Raw genomic sequence first — 1,890 nt, 5'->3', positions numbered from 1 at the left:
TCGAGGAGGAGGTCGAGCGCGCGGAGAGTCCCCGGGTTCTGGCCTTCTTCGACGTCTACGCGGCCGATCCCGGGAACAGCCGACGCGGCGACGCGTTCCTCAATGCCGCCGCCGAACTGCCGGACGATCATCCCGCCCACGAGGTCATCCGCTACCACAAGCAGGCGATCTACGACCGGCTCGTCGAACTCGTCCGCGAGGACACGCCGCCCGAGGACGATCACCGGATGCTGGCCAGGCACCTCTTCCTCCTCCTGGAAGGGGCCTTCGCGCACCGTCGGATCTACGGCACGTCGCTACTGACCGATGGCCGCGAGATGGCCGCGCGTCTGATGTCGAAGGCCGCGGCGACGTGACGCCGGTGATGGTCGAGATGATCGTGCCGACGGTACTCGCGCTGGTGGCCTGGGTGGTCACGTTATGGCGGATCGCAGCGGAGCCGCGGCGCTCGGGCCACGGACTGCCGCTGTACGGCGGCCTGGGATGACCGGCGACGAGTGACCGGCTACGCGTGACAGGCCGCTCGTGTCAGTCGCTGCCCGGCGGCGTCGCAGGGTTGAACACGCAGTACATGCGGAGCTGGTCGTGCGCGACGATCGTGTGCCGCTCGTGGCCGTCGAGCAGGTACATGGTGCCCGGGGCCAGTGGGTGCGTCGTGCCGTCCTCGCGGTTGATCAGCTCGCCGTGCCCCTCGATCAGCCAGACGGCCTCGATGTAGTCGGGGTAGTGCAGCGGCGTCTCGGTGCCGGCCTGCACCGTGGTCTCGTGGAACGAGAAACCCACGTTGTCGTCCGACAGGATGATCCGCTTGGACGTCCACGTGTCACCGCTGACCTGACGATCGGTCCCGGTGATCTCGTCGGTGGTGCGCACGATCATTGCTTTACCTCCATCTGGTCGAGAAACTCGTACAGCTGTCGGCGGGCGCGGCGGCCCTCCGGGATGGGCTGCATGGTCCAGTTGTGGAACATGCCGGGGTACTCGTGGAAGTCCACGCGCACGCCGCATTTCCGCGCGGCGTCGCGGACCCGGCGGGCGTCGGGATTGAGGATGTCGCGGGTCCCCGTGAACACGATCATCGGAGGAAAGTCGGTGTAGTCCGCGTAGACGGGACTGATTTCCGGGGCGTTGGGGTCGTCGCCGTCGGCGTACCACTCGCCGGCCTGCCGCAGCCCGTCGATGTCCAGCTCCGGGTCCGCGGCGTCGATCTCCTCGGAGCGCGGGTCGGAGACCTCCATGTCCAGCCACGGCGAGAGCAGCGCGAGCGCGGTGGGCAGCCCGTCGCCACGCTCCCGCAGGGTCTCGGTGAGGTACACGGTGAGCGCGCCCCCGGCGGAGTCGCCGAACACGAATCGGTGGCCCGGGTGATCGGACAGGTAGTGCTCGTAGACGGACATCGCGCAGTCGCGGATCTTCTCGTGCCCGACCGACGGGGCGAGCGGGTAGATCGGGAACACCACCTCGGCGCCGGTACTCAGCACGACGTCGCGGACGAAATCCCAGTGGTGGTTGTCGGGCTCGGAGACGAACGCCCCGCCGTGAAGGTGGAGGATCCGGGTGCCGGAGCGCTGTGCGGCGTGCTCGGGGGTGAACACGTGGACGCCGACCCCCGCGACCTGGTCGGTGCGCACGTTCAGGCCCTTGCAGGACGACGCGCGGGGCACTGTCTTGCGGGGGTCCTGCGCCTGGGGCAGTGAATGTCGCATGGATGAGGGATCCGCGTAGAACCGTTTGCTTCGGCGCGCACGCAGCGACGCCATCACCATTCGAGCTCGTAGGGAGACCATGGCCGCCGACCGTACGTGGCCGCCCGTCGATCGACTACCGATCGCGGGTGCCCGTGCGCGCTCGCGGAATCCCCCTGTAGCGTCATGATGGCCAGGGCTGTTG

Annotated in this window: 3 protein-coding genes and 1 pseudogene; 2 read left to right on the top strand and 2 right to left on the bottom strand. The window is 68.5% G+C overall.

Features of this window, described 5'->3' with window-relative positions:
• Window positions 1–356, top strand: a pseudogene (locus tag ACWIE7_RS19045) (TetR/AcrR family transcriptional regulator); the annotation flags it as partial.
• Window positions 353–487, top strand: coding sequence for a hypothetical protein (locus tag ACWIE7_RS19040; protein WP_454070310.1), 135 nt, complete (start codon window positions 353–355; stop codon window positions 485–487). The pseudogene ACWIE7_RS19045 and the gene ACWIE7_RS19040, both read left to right, overlap by 4 nt.
• Before the next feature lie 41 nt (window positions 488–528).
• Here the strand turns inward: ACWIE7_RS19040 and ACWIE7_RS19035 are convergent, their stop codons facing one another.
• Window positions 529–879, bottom strand: a complete 351-nt coding sequence (locus ACWIE7_RS19035) for an ectoine synthase (RefSeq protein ID WP_308281902.1) — start codon at window positions 877–879, stop codon at window positions 529–531.
• A complete protein-coding gene (locus ACWIE7_RS19030) occupies window positions 876–1,706 on the bottom strand; it encodes an alpha/beta hydrolase fold domain-containing protein (protein ID WP_454057300.1) in 831 nt (276 codons plus the stop codon). The genes ACWIE7_RS19035 and ACWIE7_RS19030 overlap by 4 nt, the downstream gene beginning before the upstream one ends.
• Between the last annotated feature and the right edge of the window lie 184 nt (window positions 1,707–1,890).

Source organism: Dietzia sp. NPDC055343 (genome assembly GCF_053645265.1).
This window is presented reverse-complemented; position numbering and strand designations above follow the sequence as displayed.